This window comes from Brachybacterium sp. (genome assembly GCF_036379615.1).
Lineage (GTDB): Bacteria > Actinomycetota > Actinomycetes > Actinomycetales > Dermabacteraceae > Brachybacterium.
In genome coordinates, this window is sequence record NZ_DASVGJ010000028.1 from 1 (window position 1) to 20671 (window position 20671).

Below are 20671 nucleotides of genomic sequence, written 5' to 3' on the forward strand. Positions count from 1 at the left end.
GGCTCGCGAGGATCCGCTCGCGAAGCTCCTCGGGAGGAAGGGAACGGGGATCCAGTCCGTGGCGGTCCAGGTGCCGGCGATACTCCTGGACGGGCACCACCACCCCCTGCGGGACCTCGATCCCGGCACGCAGCAGGGCGCCCAGGGCTGCGGCCTTCCCTCCTGAGTCCGCAGGCGCGGCGTCTTGCAGGTCGTGGAGCATCAGCCGTCCCCGCCGATAGCGGGTGTCCGGCCGTCTCCCGCGGCCGAGCCGGTGCCCCGGCCGGTGCCAGGACCCTGGCCGGGGCCGACCAGGTGCGAGCGATCGCCGACGACATGCACCACGGGCGGCCCCTCGTCGTACTCGAGGACGGTGAGGGCGGTGTTCGCCATCCCGGCCAAGGACATCCAGCTCTCCGCCGGTGCGCCGAGCGCCTCGCGCACCATCCATGCCACCGGATAGGCGTGGGTGATCAGCACCTCGTGCGTCGGTCGGGCGCCTGCGGCGAGGGGCTTCGCGAACCGCTCGATGAGGCTGCGGGAGATGCGCTCCCCGGCGGCGACCTCCTCCTGACCGAAGCCATCGAAGAACGCCGCCCAGGTCGGTGTCAGGGTCGTGACGTCGGGGACGGAAGGGATGTGGTCGATGAGCTCCGGAGCCTCATCGACGAGGACCCGGGGCAGGTGCTCGGCGATCAGAGCAGCGCTGTCGATCGCTCTGGGCAGTGGAGAATGCCAGATCACGTCGATCGGGAGGGCTGCGAGGCGGCCTCCGAGGCGGTGGCACTGCTCGCGCCCCGTCGCGGTCAGGGCTCCCAGGGCGTCGGCCTCGCCGTGGCGGGCCAGGTACAGGGTGCGCGTGGTCATCGCCGGTCCCCGACCTCGGGCGTCCGGTCCTCGCCGACGCTGGACCTCAGATCCTGGTGGAGCTCGGCCCAGACCGCGTGGCAGGAGAGGATCCCGACGCCGGTGACCCAGCCGAGCCCTTCGCTCCGTGCTCGGCGCATCGCCAGGTCGTAGTGCGCGGGGTACCGCCCGAAGCGGGGCAGCCGATCGCTCAGTGCGGCGAGCACGGTGCGGAGCCGCTCGCCGAGCACGGCGAGCTCGGAGAGCAGCGCCTCGAGATCCTCGGCGGCGCCCAGCGCGGGCTGCACGGCCGCCGTGGAGCGCAGCTGCCACTTCGACACCGTCTCGACGAAGCGCGCGTTGATCCCTTCCGGGCGTTCGAACTCCGCGATCGTCGTGGCCAGCACGTCCCGGGCGTCGGCATCGTCGACGTCGCGCTCGAGCAGCGCCGCGAGGCGGGCGTGGCCGGTCTCGGTGAGGATCCAGCCGTGCGCCTCGGCGAAGCGCAGGGGTTCCACGTATCCGGAACGGACTGCTCCATCGAGGAGGTCGCCGAGCTGTCCCGCAGGCAGCAGCGCGCGGTCGGCGATCGCCCTCTCCTCGGCGAACCCGGCCAGGCGCAGCGCCTGCAGGGTGAGCAGCTCGGGCGTGGAGCGCACGGGGATCATCCCTTCCCGTGGTCGGTGGGAGCACCGGCCGGAGGCCGCTGCGAGATCCGCTGGAACCGCTGCTGCGCCGCCTGCGGGGAACCCAGCCCGAGCGCTCGTGCGATCTCGGCCCAGGTCATGCCCTCGGCTCGAGCTGTCAGCAGGAGGGCGATCTCGAGCGTGTCAAGATCGGCCCTGGCCGCCTCCATCATCGACAGGGCCGCGTCCAGCTCCTCGACCGATGCAGTGCCGCCGGGGCGGTTCGCCCGCCACAGCGCGTAGCGGAGCAGCATCGCGGCCTCGGGCGGTTCGGCGCGATGCTGCCAGGGCTGACGTGGCAGGTCCTGGGCTCCCGCTGCCTGGAGGCGCTGACGGGCGTCGTCAGCGTGGGCCGGCTGGTGCTCGGAGAGATCGTCCATCCGGCCAGCCTGAACCTTCAACACCCTGTTGTCAACGTTTCGTTGATGACGTGGGGGCGTTCCCTGCACGAAGCAGTGCGTGCAGCTCCTCGACGAGATCCGTCCGTTCCCTCCGGGCATCGAGACGCCGGGCGTGCGGACGCCGCCTCAGCACCTCCTCGATCGATGCGACGAGCTCGCCCGCATCCTCCGGAGCCACATGGCGATCGTTGGCGCGCTGCTCGGGCCGGTCCGGGCACCGGCGGCGGGCGCTCAGCCGCTCGGAGAGGGTGGCCCCCTCCACGATCAGCGCGACCTCGACGAAACGGGCTCCGCAGTCCGCGGCGAGCTGCTCGAGCTCCTCGAGGAACGGAGTGCGCGCGAGGTACTGACCGAGGATCACGTCGTGACCGTCGGCGAGATGCTGCGTGATCAGGGCGACGGCCAGCCGGCGGGCCTGCAGGCCGGAGGCGTGCAGATCGAGCTCCCACCCGCCGAGCGAGTGCTTCAGCGCATCGATGTCGAGGGACAGCGCTCCGGGCGTCCGTGCCGCGAGCAGTGCGGCGAGGGTGGACTTCCCGCTGCCCGGAGCGCCGTTCAGCAGCATCAGGGCGGGAACCGCTGCGGCGCGCCCCATCTCAGGGCTCCGCGACGACGAGGACCAGCGAGCCCTCGTACTGAGCACGTGTGCGCAGCTGCCCGTGCCTCTCGTCCCATGCTCCGCTGTCGAGGTCGGCCCCGAGCTCCCGCACGAAGCGGTCGCGCACCTCGTCGGCCACGAAGCTCCAGGCCGAGCAGGACAGCCGGGCCTTCGGGTCCAGCAGCATCTCCGGGCGCCCGTAGTACGCCTCATGGAATCCGTCGGTGCAGTCCAGCGGGATCGGGACCACCGCGGAACGCATCCTCCCGTCGAACGCCTCCGAGAAGGAGGTCAGGCTCGGGTAGCGGCGCGCCTCGGTGGCGATCACCTCCGGCGCGTACTCCGTGAGCCAGAAGCGATCCACAAGGGTCGGGTCGCAGGTCAGGATCACGGCCGGGCCTCGGGTCACTCGCCGCATCTCTCGCAGCCCCGCACCGACGTCGCCCCATTGATGAACGCTGAAGGTGGTCATCGACGCGTCGAAGGAGTCATCCTCGAACGGGAGGTGCTCGGCGGTGGCGTCGACGGCGCGAGGCAGTCCCGACGGTCGCTGCGCACGCATCGAGGCCGAGGGCTCGACCGCGGTCACCTGCCTGTCGGTCGGTTCGTAGGATCCCGCACCTGCGCCGATGTTCAGCACCGTGCGGGCGTCCCCGAGCGCCCTCGTGATCGCTGCGGCGAGTCGAGGGTCGGGCTGCCGGTACCCGGAGTACGAGGCGCCGATGACGCCATAGTCCGCATCGCCCGCACTGCCGTCCATCGTTCTCTCGCCCATGATTCGTACAGTAGTCACCCGATCCGGCGATGTCAGCGGCCGCAGAGTGCACCGCACGCCTCGAGTACGGTGGCGACGTGGACATCGACGAGGAGCTCCCCCTCGAGGGCGGCAACGCGACCCAGGGCGTGGTGCGCGTCGGCGACACCGTGCGCAAGCCGTGGGAGCCCACGACGTCGGCGGTGCACGAACTCATGCGCCGTCTCGCCGCGGCCGGCGTGGAGGTGCCCGCCCCGCTGGGCCGGGACGAGCAGGGCCGGCAGATCCTCGAGTTCGTGCCCGGCACGCCCGCGCTCGACGCCCCTCCCCTGACCCTCGACCAGCTCGTGAGGGTGGGCCGGCTGATCCGCTCCGTCCATGACGCGAGCGAGGGCTTCACCCCGTCGACCCCGACTCCCTGGGAGCCGTTGCTGCCCGTCCCCGGCGGCGCGACGGACCTGATCTGCCACGGAGACCTCACCCCGTGGAACCTGGTGCTCGGCGAGCGCTGGGTGTTCATCGACTGGGACGGCACCGCCCCGAGCTCCCGGCTATGGGACCTCGCGTACTCCGCCCAGGCCTTCACCCTGAACGATGTCACCGAGCCGCCGTCGACGGCAGCCCGGAGGCTCGCCGCGCTCGTGGACGGCTACGGGGCCGACGACGGATTGCGGGCCGCCCTGCCGCGCACGATGGCCACCCGCGCCGAGGCGATGTGGGCGATGCTGCGCACTGCCCATCACGAGGGCCGCGACCCCTGGGGATCGATGTTCACCACCGGGCACGGCACCCATTGGCGCGGCGTGGCCGACCACGTCGGCCGTCATGAGGACGTGTGGGCGGAGGCCCTCGGAGCACCCGGACGCGCCGACTGACCGGCACCGGTCGCCTGTCGCACCCCGTCCCTAGTCTCGGGACATGTCCTCCTCAGGCTCGATCCTCGCCCATCCCGCCGCCGGCGGCACCGCCCGCGCCGAGCGGGAGGCGATCCGCGCCCTCCTGCTGGCCCGCCGGCCGGATCTCGACCGTCGCCTGTCGGTGGGGCCCAGCGGAGCCCTGCTGATCCCGTTGACCTCGGGGCGGGGCATCGAGATCGGGCGGATGCGTCGGCGCGGGTCGGCTCGCTGGGTGGTGGTGGCTCCCGCGGCCGATGGGGCGACGCTGCGGGAGCCTCGGACCCTCGCAGCCGTGGTCCGCACGGTGCTGGACGCCCTGGAGGAGGCCGAGGTCAGCGCGGGGCGATGAGCTCCGCGAGCATCCGCACCTGGGAGTGCAGGATGTGCTCGCCGACGGCCACGGCGTCGGCGCCGAGCTGCCCGAACACGTGGGCGCTGATCACGCCGACGAGGCTGCTCCAGGCGGTGAGGGCGGCGAACTCCGTCTCCGCGCCGGCCTCGATGCCGAACTCGTCCAGATGGGATTCGAGCAGTGAGGTGACCGCGGGCGCGAGGCCCTCCTCCGTGCCGGCGGCCCCCGCCCTCCCGCGCGCGGCGGCATCGGCCGCGATGCGAAGCACCGCCTGCATCACGCGCGTGCCGTCGGCATTGGTGGTCTCGGCCGGCGCCGAGTAGTCGCGCACCGGGGTGCCGTACAGGAGCGTCCATCGCTCGGGGTGGGCGATCGCCCAGGCGCACATGGCGTCCCCGAGGGCCAGGAAGCGGGTGCGCGGATCTCCGTCGCCTGCCGCTCCGTGTGCGCCGACGCCTGCCACGGCGGCGTCCACGACGTCGGCCAGGTCCGTGTAGCCGTCGACGATCAGCAGCGTGAGCAGCTCGTCCCTGCTGCCCACGTAGCGGTAGATCGCGGAGGAGACGACGCCCAGTCCCCGGGCGATCTCCCGCACGCTCAGCCCGGCGACCCCCTGCTCGGCGAGCTGTGCATTGCCGAGCTCGATGATGCGCTCCATGGTGCGCTCCCGCGCCAGGGCGCGCGGGCCGGAGGGACGGCTCGAGGTGCTCATCCGGCCATCATGCCACATTCAGAGAGCAGCGCTCTTGACTCGAGACCGAGAGCAGTGTTCACTGGTCACGACAGTTCGAGAGCAGTGCTCACACATTGGAGGCCCTCATGCATCATCTCGTCATCGGAGAAGGACAGATCGGCCGCGCGATCATCGACCGGGCGCTCGCGGACGGCGACACCGTCACCGTGCTGCGCCGCAGCCCAGCGGCACCGGAAGCGGGGATCCGACGGGTCACCGGGGACCTCCTGGACCCGGGCGTGCTCGGCGAGGCGGTCGCCGGGGCCGAGGCGATCCATGCCGCCTTCCACGCCCCCTACGACGCTCGGCTCTGGGCGCAGCAGCTGCCGCCCCGGGAGCTCGCAGTGCTCGATGTCGCGGCCCGCGCCGGCATCCCGGTGGTCTTCCCCGAATCGATGTACGGCTTCCAGGGCGGGGCCGCAGATCTGGCCGAAGGCGCCCCCTTGTCGCCCCGGGATGCGAAGGGCGAGGTGCGCCGCCTGCTGCTGGACCAGCGCCGCGCCCATCCCGCGCGCACGCTCAGCCTCGTCGCCGCGGACCTCCTCGGACCCACGACGGTGGGCACGAACGCGTCGGTCGTGTGCGCGATGGCGATCGAACGGATCGTCGCCGACTCCCGGGCGATCGTGTTCGGGGATCCCGCGGCTCCCCACGTCCTGACCTACGTCCCGGATCTCGCCGCGGCGATGCTCCATGCGGCGCGGCACGCTGAGCGTCTCGCGCCGGCCGGGGACGTCGTGCTGCACGCACCCTCTGCGCCCGCCCGCACGCAGGCGGAGCTGATCGCGGCGACCTCCGCACAGCTCGAGCAGCGGGAGCGACGAGCACTGGCGATCCCTCGCCTCGCGCTGCGCGCGCTCGCCCCTGTGAACACCTTCGTCCGCGAGCTGCACGGCATAGCCGGCCTCTGGTACAAGCCCTGCGTGATGCGGCCGGGGATCCTCACCACGGAGGACGGTCTGGAGCCGACGAGCTGGGAGGATGCGCTCGCCGAGACGGTGCGGGCAGCGGTCGCCGCACGGTCCACGACCGCCGACGGCCGCTCCGTCCCCGCCTGAGCATCGCTGTGGGGCCGATGGCCGGCCGCCGACTGCGGTCCGGCGGCGGCGGAGCGACGCGAGCCGGCGCCCCCTGCTAGCGTCACCGCCATGAGCGAGAGCACCCCGCACCCCGCCCCGTCGGCCGGCGCGTCGCGCCATCTCGACATCGTCATCGAGCGCCCCTGGCGGGAGGTGTACGAGTACGCGAGCGATCCGCGGAACCTGCCGCACTGGGCCGCCGGCCTCGCCGGCAGCGAGGTGCAGCGCGAGGTCACGCAGTGGTCGATGAACTCGCCGATGGGGCGGGTGCTGGTCAGCTTCGTGCCGGAGAACGAGTACGGGGTCATGGACCACACCGTCACCCTCCCCAGCGGAGAGTCCGTGCTGAACCCGCTGCGGGTGCTGCCGCTGGAGGAGTCCCGCTGCGAGGTGGTGTTCACCCTGCGCCGCGGCACGATGTCCGAGAGCGAGTTCGCCGAGGACGCCGCCGCGGTCGCCGAGGACCTCTCCACCCTCAAGGGGATCTGCGAGCGCGACTGAGGGCGTGAGCGACGCCGAATGTCGGGCCAGCCCGACATCGACCGACCCGGTGCCAGGATGGGACACGCAGCCCCGTGCCCGCAGAGTGGAGACATGACCACCATGACCGTGCCCGAGGCACTCGAGACTCCCCCCTCACCGTCCGTCCATCCCCGCCGACCCTGGTCCGTCGGCCGCTGGGCCGCCCGGATCGGCCGCTTCCTCGCCTACTCGCTGATCGCCCTGCTGCTCGGGACGATCGGCTTCTCGCTCGTCATCGCCCTGCTCTCCGCCGGTGTCTCCACCATCATCGTCTGGGTGGGGCTGCCGATCCTGGTGATCGGCGTGCTGGTCGCGCGGGGCTTCGCGATGGCCGAGCGTGCCGTGCAGGCCTCCGTCCTCGGCACCGAGCTGCCCACGCCGGCTCCCCGGACCGCACCGGAGGGCAACGGATGGATGCGGCGCATGCTCTCCCCGCTCACGGATCCGCAGAACTGGCTGGACTCGCTGTGGGTGCTGGTGAACTTCGTGCTGGTCCTGGTCACCTTCCCCCTCGCGCTGGCCTGGACGGTGGGGGCGATCGCCACCGTCGGCGGTCCCGTCTCCACCCTGATCCTCGAGCAGGTGCTCCCGGCCTCGAACCGCAGCGGGCTCGCCGACCTCGCCGGCATCGCGGACCCCTTCGCCCTTCCCGTGGATCTTCTGCTGCAGTTCCTCGTGGGCCTGCTGTTCCTGGTCACACTGGGTCCCGTGATCCACGGGCTGACCGCCCTGCACCGAGGCGTCGCCCGTGGCCTGCTGAGCTCCCGGTACGAGGAGCAGCAGCGCCTGGTGCGCACCGAGCAGTCCCGCGCCGCCGGGCGTTCCGCCGAGTCCGCCGCCCTGCGCCGACTCGAGCGCGACCTGCACGACGGTCCACAGCAGCGTCTGGTGCGCGCCTCGATGGATCTCGCCCGCGCGGAGTCGCTCGCCCAGAAGGACCCCGAGAAGGCGCAGTCCGTGCTGCGGGAGACCCGTGAGCAGCTGGGCCTGACCCTCGACGACCTCCGCCGTCTCTCCCGGGGCATCGCTCCGCCCGTGCTGGTGGACCGCGGGCTCACCGCCGCCCTGACGGAGCTGGCGGCGATCTCCCCGATCCCCACCACCGTCGAGGCGCCCGAGCTGGAGCTGCCCGAGCATGTCGAGATCGGCATCTACTACGTCGTCTCCGAATCGCTCACCAATGCCGCCAAGCACTCCGGGGCACGGAACATCCTGGTGGAGCTCGCGCGGATCGGCGATGATGCCCGGGTGAGGATCGAGGACGACGGTCGAGGCGGCGCCGAGCTGCGTACCGGCGGGGGTCTGTCCGGACTCGCGGGGCGGGTCGCCTCCCTCGAGGGACGCCTGACGGTGACCTCTCCGCAGGGTCACGGCACGCGGGTCGAGGCGGTGATCCCGTGCGCGTCCTGATCGCTGACGACTCCGCGCTGATCCGGGAGGGGCTGCGCCTGGTGCTCGAGGAGGCCGACCACGAGGTGGTGGGCACCGCCGCGAGCGGTACCGAGCTGGTGGTGCGGGCGCTCGAGCTGCGCCCGGACCTGATCATCTCGGACATCCGCATGCCTCCCAGCCACACCGATGAGGGGCTGCGGGCCGCGCAGGAGATCAGGGCGTCCTGGCCCGAGGCGCCGATCATGCTGCTCAGCCAGTACGTGGTGGTGGGCTACGCGACCGAGCTGATCGAGTCCGGGGAGCACGCCACCGGGTACCTGCTCAAGGACCGCGTGTTCGACATCCGCTCCTTCCTCGAGTCGGTCGAGAGGGTCGCAGCGGGCGGCGTCGCGATCGACCCGGATGTGGTGGGACAGGTCATCTCCTCACGCCGCCGCACTCCGCTGGACGAGCTCACGCCCCGCGAACGGGAGGTGCTCGAGCTGATGGGCGAAGGTCTGACCAACGCCGGGATCTCCGAGCGGCTGTTCATCAGCGGGGGCGCGGTGGAGAAGCACACCCAGCGTCTGTTCGCGAAGCTGGGTCTCAGCGAGGACGCGAGCGTGCACCGGCGGGTGACCGCGGTGCTCACGCTGCTCGGACGGTGACGGAGACGTCGGTCGATGTGCTGCAGGGGTGATGCTGGAGTCGGGACGGTGCAGCGGCGATGGTGCAGTGGCGGTGGTTCAGCAGTGTCGGTGCAGCAGTGTCGGCGCAGCAGTGTCGGCGCAGCCATGATGCGCCCGTCCTGGGGCGCCCCCACGCTGTGACTCCACAGACGGTTCCTCCCCACATCGGGACTATCCCCATTTCTCTCCGCATCATTGACGACACGAGCAGAATCCCCCTTGGTGACGGCCTGATCTTCGTGTCGCGACAGGATTTTCCTGCCACGGAGGAACTCTCCTGCCACGGGCACCCAGAATCGCGACCTTTCCTCCACCGACCAGTCTTTTCCACAGCCTCATCCACATTCCCCCCGGTTCTTCTCCGCATTCCTTGCGGGTTATCCACAGATATTCGTCGAGGGTGGTCTCGAGATTCGCCTTTCCCTACGATCGAGGCATGGAATCGACGATGCCGAGCAGCGATGGGGACCGCCCCGGTGAGGACTCTCCTCATCGAGGCGTCGCCTCCGCGCCGGCCGATCTCCTGGAGGCAGCAGCCACCCGGATCTGCGGGCTCGAGGCGAGCTCCGCGGCGCGCCTGGTGCTCGCGCAGGTGCTCACCGCGACGCTGAGGGCCTTCACCCGCACCGGCTCGGTGCGCGATCCCCTCCCGGACACTGCCCCCGATTCCGCGGAGGAGGCCCTCGCGGTCCTCGCAGGGATCGACCAGCTGCGCTCCTCCCTCGCGGCCATGGACGCCGCTTGGCAGGTCGCCGCAGAAGAACGGATCCGGCAGGACGACGCCCGGCGGGACGTCCGGCCCGATGAGCACGGCAGAGGGGCGAACGGTGAGATCGCCCTGGCCCGACGGGTCTCGCCCGCGTCCGCCTCCTTCTCCCTCGCCTCCGCGCGGCGCCTGGTGCAGCACATGCCCGGTGCCGTGGACGGCCTGTGGCAGGGGCGGGTGACCGCGCAGCAGGCGGCCACGGTGGCCGGCGCCCTGTCCACAGCGTCGCCCGAGACCTGCCGACGGATCGATGAGCTCCTGCGGGACTCCCCTCATCTCCTGACCGGGAAGGGGCACAGGCGATTGCGCCAGGACATCGACGAGATGGTCCAGCAGCTCGAGCCCGAGACCTCTCGAGAGCGCGCTGAGCGCGCGGCACGGGGACGGCATGTGAGCATGACGCCGTCGGCCGACGGGATGGCCCGCGTCACGGCCGTGCTGCGCGCGATCGATGCTGTCGGACTGATGAAGCAGCTGAACGCTGATGCACGCTCCCTCCGCGCGGGCGGAGCGAAGACGTCCGCGCCTGCGCTCGAGGCTGATCTGCTGGTCGAAGCCGTCGTCCACGGCGGCCGCAGCAGGCACGGATCCCGGCCGCGGCCCACTCCTGCGATCGATGTGGGCCTCGTGATCACCGATACCGCACTGCTGGGACCGGAGGACGACACCGAGAGCGCCCGCCTCGAGGGATACGGCGTCCTCCCCGCCCATATCGTCCGCGACACCCTGCTCGGCAGGCCACCGGGCCATCTGCGGCATGACGAGGACGAGGGCGAGCACCCTGATGAGGAGGTCACGGCCGCCTTCCGGCGCCTCTACCGGAACCCCGACACCCGCGAGCTGGTCGCGATGGAATCCCGCGCCCGGGCGTTCCCCACCGGCCTGGCCCGCATGATCCGCTGGCGGGACTCGACCTGCCGGACACCGTGGTGCAATGCGCGGATCCAGCAGAGCGACCACGTCCTCCCCCATCACCGCGGAGGTCCGACCAGCTACGCGAACGGCCAGGGACTGTGCGTGCGCTGCAACCTGCTCAAGGAACACGGTCTGTGGATCCTGGCCCCGCTCACCACGGAGCCCACCACGGACTTCACCACGGAGCAGGCGAGGGACGATGTGCCCACTCATGGCGACGGGACCGGTCCGGGTTCCGCGCCCTCGGCGTGGAGCTGGACCAGCCCGCACGGCGCGCGGGGAATCTCCTGGACTCCACCGGTCCTTGCTCCCCCGGCCTCCGCTCCCCCGTCGGATCCCTCTCCGCCAGGCCTTTCACGTCCGGACCCTTCACCCCGGTCCCCGTCGCCCCAGACCCCGTCGCCCTCGACTCCTCCACCCCCGGAGTCCCCGCCCCCAGAGACCCCACCGGGAGAGCTGGCCGCATAGGGTCGATTCGCACCACGGAGCCGGCCCGCCCTCGCCCGCACAGCACTCCACCGGGAGAATCCCATGCCCACCACCCTCACCGTCCGCATTCTCGGCGCCGGCATCTCCGGCCTCGCCTCGGCGATCCTGCTCGCCGCCGATGGACACCGCGTGGAGCTGATCGATGAGCGGTTCGAGGCCCCCGCCGTCGGGACCTCGCTCGGGCTGTTCGGACCGGCGCAGACCGCGCTCGCCCGCCTGGGCCTGCTCGACCAGGTGCGGGCGATGTCCGCCGCCCCCGATGCCGGCACCCTGCGGTCGGCCGACGGCAGGGTCCTCGCCGCGGTCCCGGCGGGCAAGGCGCTGCTCATCTCACGCTCGGACCTGGTCAGGGCGCTGCTGGAGGCCCTCCCGGAGTCCGTCGAGCGCAGACGACGACGCGTCGAGGAGGTCCGTCCGCTGCGGGACGGCGCCGATCTCCTGGTCGGAGCGGACGGCGCCCACTCCCTGGTGCGTCGTTCCGGCTGGCCCGGTCAGGGACGGGCCCGCAGCCACGGAGTGACCGTGCTGCGCGGGACGGCAGCGATCGCTCCGCCCGAGATCTCCGAGACCTGGGGACGGGGCTGGCTCTTCAGGATCACCCCACTGGCCGGGGGCGGCACCAACTGGTTCGCCTGCCTGCCCGAGCATCGCACCGGTTCCCGGGACGAGGACCTCGCGCACCTGCGCCGATCCCTCGGGGGCCGCCGGGACGTCATCGACGAGGTCCTGGCCGCGGCGAGCACGGAGCAGACCCTCGTGCACGGCCTGCATACGGCGCCGGCCGTCTGGCCGGTGCGGCAGAACGTGGTGCTGGTGGGCGACGCCGCTCACGCCATGGCCCCGAATCTCGGACACGGCGCGAACACCGCACTCCAGGATGCCGAGTCCCTCGCGCTCGCGCTGCGACATGCCCAGAGCCGGGCCTCGCAGGGCCCGTCCCCGCAGCAGGGCCCGTCCCCGCAGGAAGGGTCCTTGCAGTCGCCGTCTGCGGTGGTGGCTCCGGCGCTCCGGAGGTACTCCGCGGCTCGCGCACTCCCGGGTCAGGGATGGCGGCTGGGCTCAGAGGCCATGCTGCGAGTGGCGATGTCTTCCCGTGGGGCCCCGCTGCGCGACCGCGTGCTGCACTGCACCACGGGTCGGCTCGCGGAACGTCGGAGCAGCTCTGCCCGCCACGCCGAGAGGCGCGGAGTCCCGAGGTAGCGGGATCCCGAAGCGGCCGGATCCCGAAGCAGCAGGATCCCGTGCCAGAGGCCGCAGTGGAGCTCCGCTCAGCGGATCTTGCGCGCGAGGGTGGTGATGACGTGCCAGTGCTTCTTGTCGGCCAGGAAGCGGCCGTCCTCATCGCGCACGGAGCGGTCGATCACCTGGAAGCCCTGGAACATCGCGTCGATCTCCTCGAGCGGGAGCGTCGCCACGTCGGAGCGCTGCGCCCAGGAGTCATTGGTGCCGAAGAAGTCCACGGCCATCACACCGCCGCGCGGCAGCGCCGCGACGAGCTTCTCCCATACCCCGGGCAGGGCCTCGGGCCCCAGCAGTCCGAGGGTGTAGGTCGAGTACACGATCTGCGCGGCGGGGAAGACCGCGACGTCCGAGATGTCGGTGTGGTGGAACTGGACGGAGCCGCTCATCCGCTCGTTCTCCACGAGTCGGGCGGCGAGGGTGTCATCGCTGTCGTAGGCGTGCACGGTCCAGCCGCGACGTGCGAACTGCAGGGAGTCGGCACCGGCCCCCGCGCCGAGGTCGAGCACGACCCCGGGTTGCCGATCACCTCCGGCCGCGGTGATCGCCTTGGACACCAGGCGGCGAGCAGGACGGCCCGCCGCATGGGCGTTCAGTGCAGCCCAGTCAACCTTCTCCGCCGTCTCCATGCTTTTCAGACTCGTGCATGCTGGTGCCCTTTTCAACTTCCCGTGACGCAGGCCGCGTCCAGTTTCGTCATCGGCGAACACCATGACATCCTCCCCCGCGCCCCGCCCGTCCTCTCGCGACCGGGCACCGCCGGTCCGAGCACCGCGCACCTAGGATGGCGTCATGTCGGACCCCTCCTTGCGCATCGCCGTGATCTCCCTGCACACCTCTCCGCTCGAGGAGCCCGGTGGCGCGGATGCCGGCGGCATGAACGTCGTCGTGCTCGAACAGTCCCTTGCCCTCGCCCGCCTCGGGCACCGGGTCGACCTGTTCACCCGGCGCACTGATCCATCGGCCCCTGACACTGTCGAGATCGCCGAGGGGGTGCGGCTCCACCACCTCACCGCAGGCCCTGCCGCGCCCGTGGCCAAGAGCGCGATGGAGCAGGCGATCGCGCCCTTCCGCCAGGCGCTGCACGACGCGCTCACCGGCAGCGGCACGGAGACCGAGCACCCCGCCGACGCCCCGGGCTCCGCCGACGCCGCGGGCGCCCCCGAGTGGGACCTCATCCACTCCCATCACTGGTTCAGCGGGGTCGCCGCGCTGCCGATCGCCCGCGAGCTCGGCATCCCTCACCTGCAGTCCTTCCATTCGGTCGCCGCTCCGGAAGGGTCCGCGACGCTCGACGCGGGAGAACCGGCCGAATCCGACGGCCGCATCCCCGGCGAGCAGTTCGCCGCCACCGGCTCCGACCTCGTCGTCGCCGTCTCGGAGGCGGAGGCCCGCACCGTCGGCGAGCGCTACGGGGTCCCGGGATCCCGCCTCAGCGTGGTCCGCCCGGGCGTGGACGTCGAGCGCTTCCGCCCCTGCCCCGGCGAGGACGAACGACGCCTCCGACCCACCCTGCTGTTCACCGCACGCCTGCAGCCATTGAAGGGCCCCGACCTCGCCCTCGAGATCCTCTCCCGCCTCGACCCCGGTCTCGAGGCGCGGCTCGTGCTCGCCGGTGGGGTCTCCCAGGACTTCGCCGAGCATCTCGAGGAGCTGTGCTCCCTGGCGCGCGAGCTCGGGGTGGAGGATCGCGTGGACTTCGTCGGCTCGCTCGGCCGTGACGAGCTCGCCGAGGCGATGCGGTGCGCCGGAGCACTCCTGCTGACCAGCTGGTCGGAGACGTTCGGCCTGGTCGCTCTCGAAGCCCAGGCCAGCGGCACCCCGGTGCTCGCCTGGCACTGCGCGGGCGGAGTGCAGGAGGCCGTGGGCCCCGGCGGCCGCGTGCTGGAGAGCCGGGACCCCGATGTCTGGGCCGAGGCGCTGCAGTCTCTCCTGGAGGACGCGGACGGCTACCGCTCCGCGGTGCGCTCGGCCCGGGAGTTCGCCGCCACCCGCACCTGGGATGCCACCGCCGAGTCCCTCGCCGGCCTGTATGCGAGCGTCACGGAGCGCTCCGCCATGGCCGCCCGCCGCCGCTCCTCGGAGACCGCGTCATGAGCGCGCCCGTCGATCCATGGCGTCTGCTCGAGGACGCCTCGACCGTCCTGGCCGTGCACGCCCACCCGGACGACGAATCCCTCTCGACCGGCGCCCTGCTCGCCTCCCTGGCCGCGGCCGGGACCCGCGTGGTGCTGCTGACCGCGACCCGCGGGGAGGAGGGGGAGATCGTGCCCGGCTCCGTCGCCGAGGGCGAGACCCGGCCCCTCGAGGAGATCCGCGAGGCCGAGATCGAGGCGGCCACCTCAGCCCTGGGCATCACCGAGCGGCACTGGCTCGGCACGGCCCCCGCGCTCGCCCCCGGCGCCGCACCGCGCCGCTACCGGGACTCCGGCATGCAATGGGTGCGCGAAGGGCTCGCCGGCCCGTCCGGGAGCGCCGGTCCCGACAGCTTCTCCCTCCGCCCGCTCGAGGAGGCCGTCGAGGATCTCGTCGCCCTGCTCACGGCGGTGCGGCCGGATGTCGTGATCGGGTACGACGACGAGGGCACCTACGGCCACCCCGACCATGTCCGAGCCCATCACGTCGCCGTCGGCGCCTGTGCCCGCACCGGCACGCCGCTGGTCGAGATCGCCAGCGAGCTGCCCGACACCCCGGGGAGCGACCCTCGGATCCTGGAACGGGACCACCCCGGCACCGCCGGAGCAGTGCTGCGCTCGGTGGACTCCTACCGCACCCAGCTCACCGTGATCGGCTCGACGGCCGACAGGGCCACCGGGACCGACGGGGTCGAGGGAACCCACGGGGCCGACGGGGTCGACGGGATCGCGATCCGGCACGTCGGCGGTCAGGACGATGTGGTCCTCCTGCGCACCGGCCTGCGTGTGCGGGCCTGAGGACCCCAGCCCTCTCAGGCCGGCCCACGCACGCCGCCCTCGCCGTGACCGGGCCGTCTCAGAGGGAGATGTCCAGCGGCGTGCTCAGAGAGAGATGTCCAGCAGCGTGGGCTGGTGGTCGCTGGCCCCGGCGAACCGGGCCTCCTCCACGCGCCGGGTCGAGCGCACTGCGCGGGCGGATCGCACCCTGAGGCCGTCGGTGACGAGCACCGCGTCGATCCGACGGGTCGGCACCGCGGCCGGGAAGGTGTGCTCGGTCGGCGCCGCCGGGTCCGCGAGCAGCGGGGCGAGGAACCCTCGCGCCGCACCGTCGGCCGTCTCATTGAGGTCGCCGCCGAGCACGACCGGCGCGCCGGTGCTGCGCACCAGGGCCGCCAGATGCTCCGCGTGCCGCATCCGGTTGTCCTCCTGCAGCGCCAGGTGGGTCGAGGAGACCACCACGGCACCGCCGCCGGGGACGGACAGCCGCACCGCCGCGACCCCGCGCGGATAGGTCGAGTTCAGGTCGGAGACCGTCTGGGCGACCGGGTGCATGCCGCGACGGATCACCTGGGCGGCGACCTCGTCGGTGGCGAGGATCGCGAGCCCTCGACCACCGCGCCCGCCCACCAGGATCCGACGGTCGACCTGCCGGGCGAACCATCGCAGCCGTGCCGTGGGCAGCACGAACCGGGGCGCCTCCTGGACGAGCAGCACGTCGGGGGCGAGGTCCTCGACCGCCTCGATCAGCGCCGCCAGGTCTCCGCGCAGCTCCCACAGGTTCCAGCTGAGGATCCGCAGATCCCAGGACGCACGGCTCACGCGCCCTCCCCGCCCTCGCGGACCATCGGCGCGATCACGCGATCGACCAGGCCCTGCAGCTCCTCGAGCTCGTAGCTGGGCCATCCGAAGAGCATCCGACGCCACTCCGGCGGGACCGCCTTGGGTCCCAGCGCCGCCCCCATCAGCGAGCCGGCGATGCAGGCCACCGTGTCGGTGTCGTACCCGGCCCGCACCGCGCTCTCGAGCGCCGCGACCAGCGCATCGCGCTGGGCGAACTTCCCCTCCGGGATCGGGCCCACGCCGACGATCGCGGCCCAGGCCGCCTGGAAGGCCCCGACCACCCAGCCGTTGCGACGGAACATCACGGGCGTGGACTGCTCGGCCTCCTCGATCCGTGCGAGCCATTCCGCGCGTCGGGTCTCGGGCAGGTGCTCCAGCCCCACGCGCACGTCGACCTCGCCGGTGAGGATCGCGTGGCGCACGGCCAGGCCCCAGAGGATGCTCGCCTCGATCGTGTCCGGGTGCACGTGTGTCAAGCGGCACACGGCCGTGATGGCCTCGACCGCATGCTCCTCCGGGGAGAGCAGATAGGGCAGCACCGAGGCGTGCACGCGCATCAGCGAACCGTTGCCCGCGGAGGCCGGCAGCTGCTCGTGGGCGGCGTCCGCCGCGATCCGGAAGTCCTTGGCGCGGGGCGCGTAGTGGCCGTCCTCGCGGGCGAGATCCGCCGCGGTGCGCACCACCTGTGAGGTGAGGGTGCCGATGTCCGGGGTGCCCAGCGACCAGGAGTACCACTCCCGCGTGATGTGATCCTGCGCGGTCTCGACCCGCAGGTCATGACCGCCGGACGTCGCCAGGGACGCCTCCAGCACCACGATCGCCATCGCGGTGTCGTCGGTCCACTCCCCCGGCTGCCAGTCCAGGACCCCGCCGCCGATCATGTCGATCTCCTCGGAGTCCGGCACCGGCGGCTGGAACTCGTAGGGTGCGCCCAGCGCGTCCCCCGCGGCGGCGGCGACGACGGCCCCGACCGCGCGCTGGCGCTGGCTGGGAGACAGGCCCGCCCCGTTGGTGTTCATCGCATCCGTCGTCACGGGCCCATGGTTCCACACGGCCCGCAACAGCCTGCACGCAGTCCGTGCCCGGTACCCTGGTGGGGACCCAGAAGGAGCTCCATGACCGACACCCCCGCGGCGTCCGCACCGCACCGCGACGACCCCCACGATCCTCACGACCACACCGGCCACGAGCATCCGCCCACCGGCGCGGACCTCGTCCGGGACCTCGTCAAGGGGCTGTCGATCCAGGCTCTGCTGATCCCGGTCCTCGGTGTGGTCCTGCTGCTGGCGATCCTGCCCTTCGCGCCGGTGACCCCGGTGCCGCTGCTGCTCGGGATCGGGCTGGGCGCCGCGCAGCTGGTCTCGCTGGTGGGGACCAGCCTCTTCGTGGCACACACCCGCAAGCAGCTGGCCGTGAACCCCGGCCTGCTGGCCGTGCGCAGCGTCGTCGAGGAGCTGCTGCGCGTCGCGGCGGTGCTGCTGGCGGTGCTGCTGTGGCCCGCCGACCTCCGCACGGAGCTCGGGGTCTGGGTGGGCGCCGGCTGCGCCCTGGTCTGGCTGGTGCTCGCCACCGCCCAGACCGTCACCACCCGGCAGCGGATCGCACGTCCCGGCGAATGGTCCAAGGAGGCGATCTCCACCATGCTCGCCCATCGGGTGGGTGCCCGCTCGACCGTGCTGATGCGTCTGCTGGACGTGGCCGGCACCGTGATGTTCCAGGTCGGGGCGACGGTGCTCGTGATCCTCGCACCGGTCCTGGTGATCGGCACAGTGGTGCTCTCGATCGGAGTGGGTCTGTCCACCCTCGTGCTGCACCGCCGCCCGCCGGCCGAACGCTCCCACAGCCTCTGGGCCTACGCACCGTTCGGGCTCGGGCTGCTCACCCTCGCGCTCGCCGTGTTCGGGCTGCTCGCCCTCTGACCCCTCCCGCATCACCCCGCCCCACCCACTCACACCTCGCAGGAGCCGACGATGACCACCGCCCCCACCCCTGCCGCCTCCGCTCGTCCGTCCGGGCTCGCCCTCGACCAGGTCGACGAGACCGTCCGGATCCAGGACGATCTGTTCGGCCACGTCAACGGCACCTGGCTGCGTGAGCACGAGATGCCGGCGGACCGCTCCAGCGACGGCGCCTTCCATGCGTTGCGCGACCTCTCCGAGGAGCGGGTGCGGGAGATCGTCGAGGAGGCCGCGGCCGACGAGGAGCAGCGCGACCCGCAGGGCGCACTGGTGCCCACCACCGACCATGCCCGGGTGGGCGCCCTGTACCGGATGTTCATGGACACCGCAGCGATCGAGCAGGCCGGCTTCGCGGTGCTCGAGGACCTGCTCGACGCGGCGACCGCCCCCACGGACCTCGCCGGGATCGTGCGCACCATGGCCGCACCGGACTCGGGCACCTCCGCACTGCTGGCCTATGTGTGGACCGACGACAAGGACTCCACGAACTACCAGGTCAAGATCCACCAGGGCGGGCTCGGTCTGCCGGACGAGTCCTACTACCGCGAGGACCAGCACGCCGAGATCCGCACCGCGTACCAGGCACACCTCGCGGCCCTCGCGACTCTGGCCTCGCTGCCCGGACGGGAGGGCATCGTGGCCGGAGGCGCCGAGGACGTCGCCGCCGCCGTGATGGACTTCGAGACCCGGCTCGCCACCTGCCATGTGGACGTGGTGCGGCTGCGCGACCGCGAGAAGTCCTACAACCCCCTGGACGCCGACGGTCGCAGCGGCCTGGCCCCCACCTTCCCGTGGACGGCCTACTTCGAGGGCACCGGCGCTCCGGCCTCCGCCCTCGAAGTGGTCTCGATCGGCCAGCCCGAGTACGTCGCCGCCGCCGCCGAGCTGCTGGCCGGGGAGGACCTCTCGGTGCTGCGCACCTGGCTGGCCGTCCATGCTGTCTCCGCCTACGCCGCCTACGGCCCCGCCGCCCTGGTCGAGGAGGACTTCGCCTTCTCCGGAAGGATGCTCTCGGGCGCCGAGGAGCTGCGTGAGCGCTGGAAGCGCGCCGTGGCCTTCGTCGAGGGCGTGGTCGGCTTCGCGGTGGGCCGCGAGTACGTCGCGCGGCACTTCCCCGCCTCCCACAAGGAGCGGATGACCGAGCTGGTCGGCGCCCTGATGGACGCCTACCGCAGCTCGATCGAGGAGCTGCCCTGGATGACGCCCGCCACCCGGCAGAAGGCTCTCGCCAAGCTCGCGAAGTTCACGCCGAAGGTCGGATACCCCGAGCAGTGGCGCGAGTACGAGGGCCTGGAGATCGTGCCCGGTGACCTGGTCGCCACGGCCCGCGCCTCCCGCCGCTTCGACGCCGCCTTCGAGTACGCGAAGGTGGGCGGCCCGATCGACGAGACCGAATGGCACATGACCCCGCAGACGGTCAACGCCTACTACAACCCCGGTGCCAACGAGATCGTCTTCCCCGCCGCGATCCTGCAGCCGCCGTTCTTCGACGCGGAGGCGGACGATGCCGTGAACTTCGGCGGCATCGGCGCGGTGATCGGCCACGAGGTGGGCCACGGATTCGACGACCAGGGCTCGAAGTACGACGGAGACGGCAACCTGATCTCGTGGTGGACCCCGGAGGACCGCGAGGCCTTCGACGACCGTGCCGCGCAGCTGATCACGCAGTACTCCGGTCTCTCCCCGCGGGAGCTGGACGACTCCCATCGCGTCAACGGCGCGCTGACCATCGGGGAGAACATCGGCGACCTGGGCGGGCTGTCGATCGCGGTGAAGGCCTACCTGGCCAGCCGCGACGCCGCCGAGGTCGAGGCCGAGATCGACGGCTTCACCGGCCTGCAGCGTGTGTTCTGGTCCTGGGCGACGGTGTGGCGCGGCAAGAACCGCACCCAGGAGGCGATCCGCCGCCTGGCCGTGGATCCGCACGCTCCGATGGAGTTCCGCTGCAACACGGTGGTCGGCCACCTGGACGAGTTCCACACCGCCTTCGACGTCCGCGAGGGTGACGGCCTCTACCTCGCGCCCGAGGAGCGGGTGAGCATCTGGTGAGGCCGGACGCACCGTTCTATGTGGGACGCACCCGTCCCTCCTCGATCGGCTGGACCCGCATCGCGATCACCGTGGTCATGGGTGCGGTGCTCACCGTGCTGATCGCACAGCGCTCCACTCCCCTGGTAACGCTGCTGGTCGCCGTGCTGTTCCTGGGCCTGACCCTGTGGACCTGGATGGGGCAGTGGACGCGCTTCATCGTCGACGAGCACGGGCTGACGGTGAGCCTCGGCGGGTTCCTGCCCCGCAAGCCCTGGCCGATCGAGGACTTCCGCACCGTGCAGCTGCGCGAGCTGCCCCGCTCGAAGGTGGGCGTGGCGCTCGGCGGCTACGGCTGGCGCCGCGGCCGGGCGATGACCCCGCAGCCCCAGGAGCTGACCGCCGTCGGCTCGCGGAAGGTCTTCACCCTCGACGAGCTGCAGCTGCCCTATCGGATGCTGGTCACCCGGGCAGGGACCATGGTCGAGATCATCGGCCGCGGCGCCACGCACTACATCCTCTCCCCCGAGGACCCGCAGGCGACGGCCGAGGCCGTCGACCAGGCCATCCGCGCCCGGCGCTGAGGGACCGGCGCCGACGGGCTAGACTGTCCTC

Annotated in this window: 22 protein-coding genes and 1 pseudogene; 13 read left to right on the forward strand and 10 right to left on the reverse strand. The window is 72.1% G+C overall.

All coding sequences use genetic code 11. The annotated features are described in order from the left end of the window. The 6 genes and pseudogenes from VF289_RS04830 to VF289_RS04855 form a co-directional block, all read right to left on the reverse strand. Window positions 1-202, reverse strand: a pseudogene (locus tag VF289_RS04830) (hypothetical protein); the annotation flags it as partial. Further along, window positions 202-846 (reverse strand): histidine phosphatase family protein, encoded by a 645-nt coding sequence (locus tag VF289_RS04835; RefSeq protein WP_330881656.1) that lies wholly within the window; start codon window positions 844-846, stop codon window positions 202-204. The pseudogene VF289_RS04830 and the gene VF289_RS04835, both read right to left, overlap by 1 nt. After that, the gene (locus tag VF289_RS04840; RefSeq protein ID WP_330881658.1) at window positions 843-1484 is read right to left on the reverse strand and encodes a hypothetical protein; all 642 of its coding nucleotides are present in this window, start codon (window positions 1482-1484) and stop codon (window positions 843-845) included. Before VF289_RS04840 ends, VF289_RS04835 begins: the two co-directional genes overlap by 4 nt. Before the next feature lie 5 nt (window positions 1485-1489). Next, window positions 1490-1891 carry a hypothetical protein gene (locus VF289_RS04845; protein ID WP_330881660.1) on the reverse strand — a complete coding sequence of 134 codons (402 nt, stop codon included), beginning with the start codon at window positions 1889-1891 and terminating at the stop codon, window positions 1490-1492. Window positions 1892-1922: 31 nt separating this feature from the next. Beyond that, window positions 1923-2507 carry an AAA family ATPase gene (locus VF289_RS04850; RefSeq protein ID WP_330881662.1) on the reverse strand — a complete coding sequence of 195 codons (585 nt, stop codon included), beginning with the start codon at window positions 2505-2507 and terminating at the stop codon, window positions 1923-1925. 1 nt (window position 2508) lies between these two features. Continuing rightward, the gene (locus VF289_RS04855) at window positions 2509-3285 is read right to left on the reverse strand and encodes a class I SAM-dependent methyltransferase (protein ID WP_330881664.1); all 777 of its coding nucleotides are present in this window, start codon (window positions 3283-3285) and stop codon (window positions 2509-2511) included. Between the two features lie 29 nt (window positions 3286-3314). Between VF289_RS04855 and VF289_RS04860 the strand changes: the two genes are divergently transcribed. Continuing rightward, window positions 3315-4139, forward strand: a complete 825-nt coding sequence (locus VF289_RS04860) for a phosphotransferase (protein ID WP_330881666.1) — start codon at window positions 3315-3317, stop codon at window positions 4137-4139. A 43-nt stretch (window positions 4140-4182) separates the two neighbouring features. Continuing rightward, the gene (locus tag VF289_RS04865) at window positions 4183-4509 is read left to right on the forward strand and encodes a hypothetical protein (RefSeq protein ID WP_330881668.1); all 327 of its coding nucleotides are present in this window, start codon (window positions 4183-4185) and stop codon (window positions 4507-4509) included. Here VF289_RS04865 and VF289_RS04870 read toward each other — a convergent pair. Continuing rightward, window positions 4493-5224 (reverse strand): TetR/AcrR family transcriptional regulator, encoded by a 732-nt coding sequence (locus VF289_RS04870; RefSeq protein WP_330881670.1) that lies wholly within the window; start codon window positions 5222-5224, stop codon window positions 4493-4495. The two genes, VF289_RS04865 and VF289_RS04870, sit on opposite strands and share 17 nt — an antisense overlap. A gap of 107 nt (window positions 5225-5331) precedes the next feature. On the opposite strand from VF289_RS04870, the gene VF289_RS04875 reads away from it, so the two are divergent. From VF289_RS04875 to VF289_RS04900, 6 genes are all read left to right on the forward strand, one after another. Further along, complete coding sequence (locus VF289_RS04875) at window positions 5332-6303, forward strand: NAD-dependent epimerase/dehydratase family protein (protein WP_330881673.1); 972 nt, start codon at window positions 5332-5334, stop codon at window positions 6301-6303. A 90-nt stretch (window positions 6304-6393) separates the two neighbouring features. Further along, the gene (locus VF289_RS04880; protein WP_330881675.1) at window positions 6394-6825 is read left to right on the forward strand and encodes an SRPBCC family protein; all 432 of its coding nucleotides are present in this window, start codon (window positions 6394-6396) and stop codon (window positions 6823-6825) included. A gap of 93 nt (window positions 6826-6918) precedes the next feature. Further along, window positions 6919-8256 (forward strand): sensor histidine kinase, encoded by a 1338-nt coding sequence (locus tag VF289_RS04885; protein WP_330881677.1) that lies wholly within the window; start codon window positions 6919-6921, stop codon window positions 8254-8256. Next, window positions 8244-8885 (forward strand): response regulator transcription factor, encoded by a 642-nt coding sequence (locus VF289_RS04890; protein WP_330881679.1) that lies wholly within the window; start codon window positions 8244-8246, stop codon window positions 8883-8885. Before VF289_RS04885 ends, VF289_RS04890 begins: the two co-directional genes overlap by 13 nt. 457 nt (window positions 8886-9342) lie before the next feature. After that, entirely contained in the window at window positions 9343-11055 is a 1713-nt protein-coding gene (locus VF289_RS04895) for an HNH endonuclease (RefSeq protein ID WP_330881681.1), read from the forward strand. Window positions 11056-11118: 63 nt separating this feature from the next. Next, window positions 11119-12276, forward strand: coding sequence for an FAD-dependent monooxygenase (locus VF289_RS04900; protein ID WP_330881683.1), 1158 nt, complete (start codon window positions 11119-11121; stop codon window positions 12274-12276). Between the two features lie 68 nt (window positions 12277-12344). Here the strand turns inward: VF289_RS04900 and VF289_RS04905 are convergent, their stop codons facing one another. Next, complete coding sequence (locus tag VF289_RS04905; RefSeq protein WP_330881685.1) at window positions 12345-12944, reverse strand: class I SAM-dependent methyltransferase; 600 nt, start codon at window positions 12942-12944, stop codon at window positions 12345-12347. Window positions 12945-13107: 163 nt separating this feature from the next. Between VF289_RS04905 and VF289_RS04910 the strand changes: the two genes are divergently transcribed. Then, window positions 13108-14412, forward strand: a complete 1305-nt coding sequence (locus VF289_RS04910; protein WP_330881687.1) for a glycosyltransferase — start codon at window positions 13108-13110, stop codon at window positions 14410-14412. Further along, window positions 14409-15248, forward strand: a complete 840-nt coding sequence (locus VF289_RS04915) for a PIG-L family deacetylase (RefSeq protein WP_330881689.1) — start codon at window positions 14409-14411, stop codon at window positions 15246-15248. The genes VF289_RS04910 and VF289_RS04915 overlap by 4 nt, the downstream gene beginning before the upstream one ends. Window positions 15249-15332: 84 nt before the next feature. On the opposite strand, the gene VF289_RS04920 is transcribed toward VF289_RS04915, so the two are convergent. After that, a complete protein-coding gene (locus tag VF289_RS04920) occupies window positions 15333-16049 on the reverse strand; it encodes an endonuclease/exonuclease/phosphatase family protein (RefSeq protein WP_330881691.1) in 717 nt (238 codons plus the stop codon). Further along, window positions 16046-17104, reverse strand: a complete 1059-nt coding sequence (locus tag VF289_RS04925) for an ADP-ribosylglycohydrolase family protein (protein WP_330881693.1) — start codon at window positions 17102-17104, stop codon at window positions 16046-16048. The genes VF289_RS04920 and VF289_RS04925 overlap by 4 nt, the downstream gene beginning before the upstream one ends. 81 nt (window positions 17105-17185) lie before the next feature. Here VF289_RS04925 and VF289_RS04930 point away from each other — a divergent pair, with 81 nt between their 5' ends. Genes VF289_RS04930 through VF289_RS04940 form a run of 3 tightly spaced genes read left to right on the forward strand, consistent with a single transcriptional unit; the run spans window position 17186 to window position 20640 of the window. Continuing rightward, a complete protein-coding gene (locus VF289_RS04930; protein WP_330881694.1) occupies window positions 17186-17989 on the forward strand; it encodes a hypothetical protein in 804 nt (267 codons plus the stop codon). 51 nt (window positions 17990-18040) lie between these two features. Then, on the forward strand, window positions 18041-20077 hold the full coding sequence (locus VF289_RS04935) for a M13 family metallopeptidase (protein ID WP_330881696.1): 2037 nt from the start codon (window positions 18041-18043) through the stop codon (window positions 20075-20077). Beyond that, window positions 20074-20640, forward strand: a complete 567-nt coding sequence (locus VF289_RS04940) for a hypothetical protein (protein ID WP_330881698.1) — start codon at window positions 20074-20076, stop codon at window positions 20638-20640. Before VF289_RS04935 ends, VF289_RS04940 begins: the two co-directional genes overlap by 4 nt. The last annotated feature ends 31 nt before the right edge of the window (window positions 20641-20671 follow it).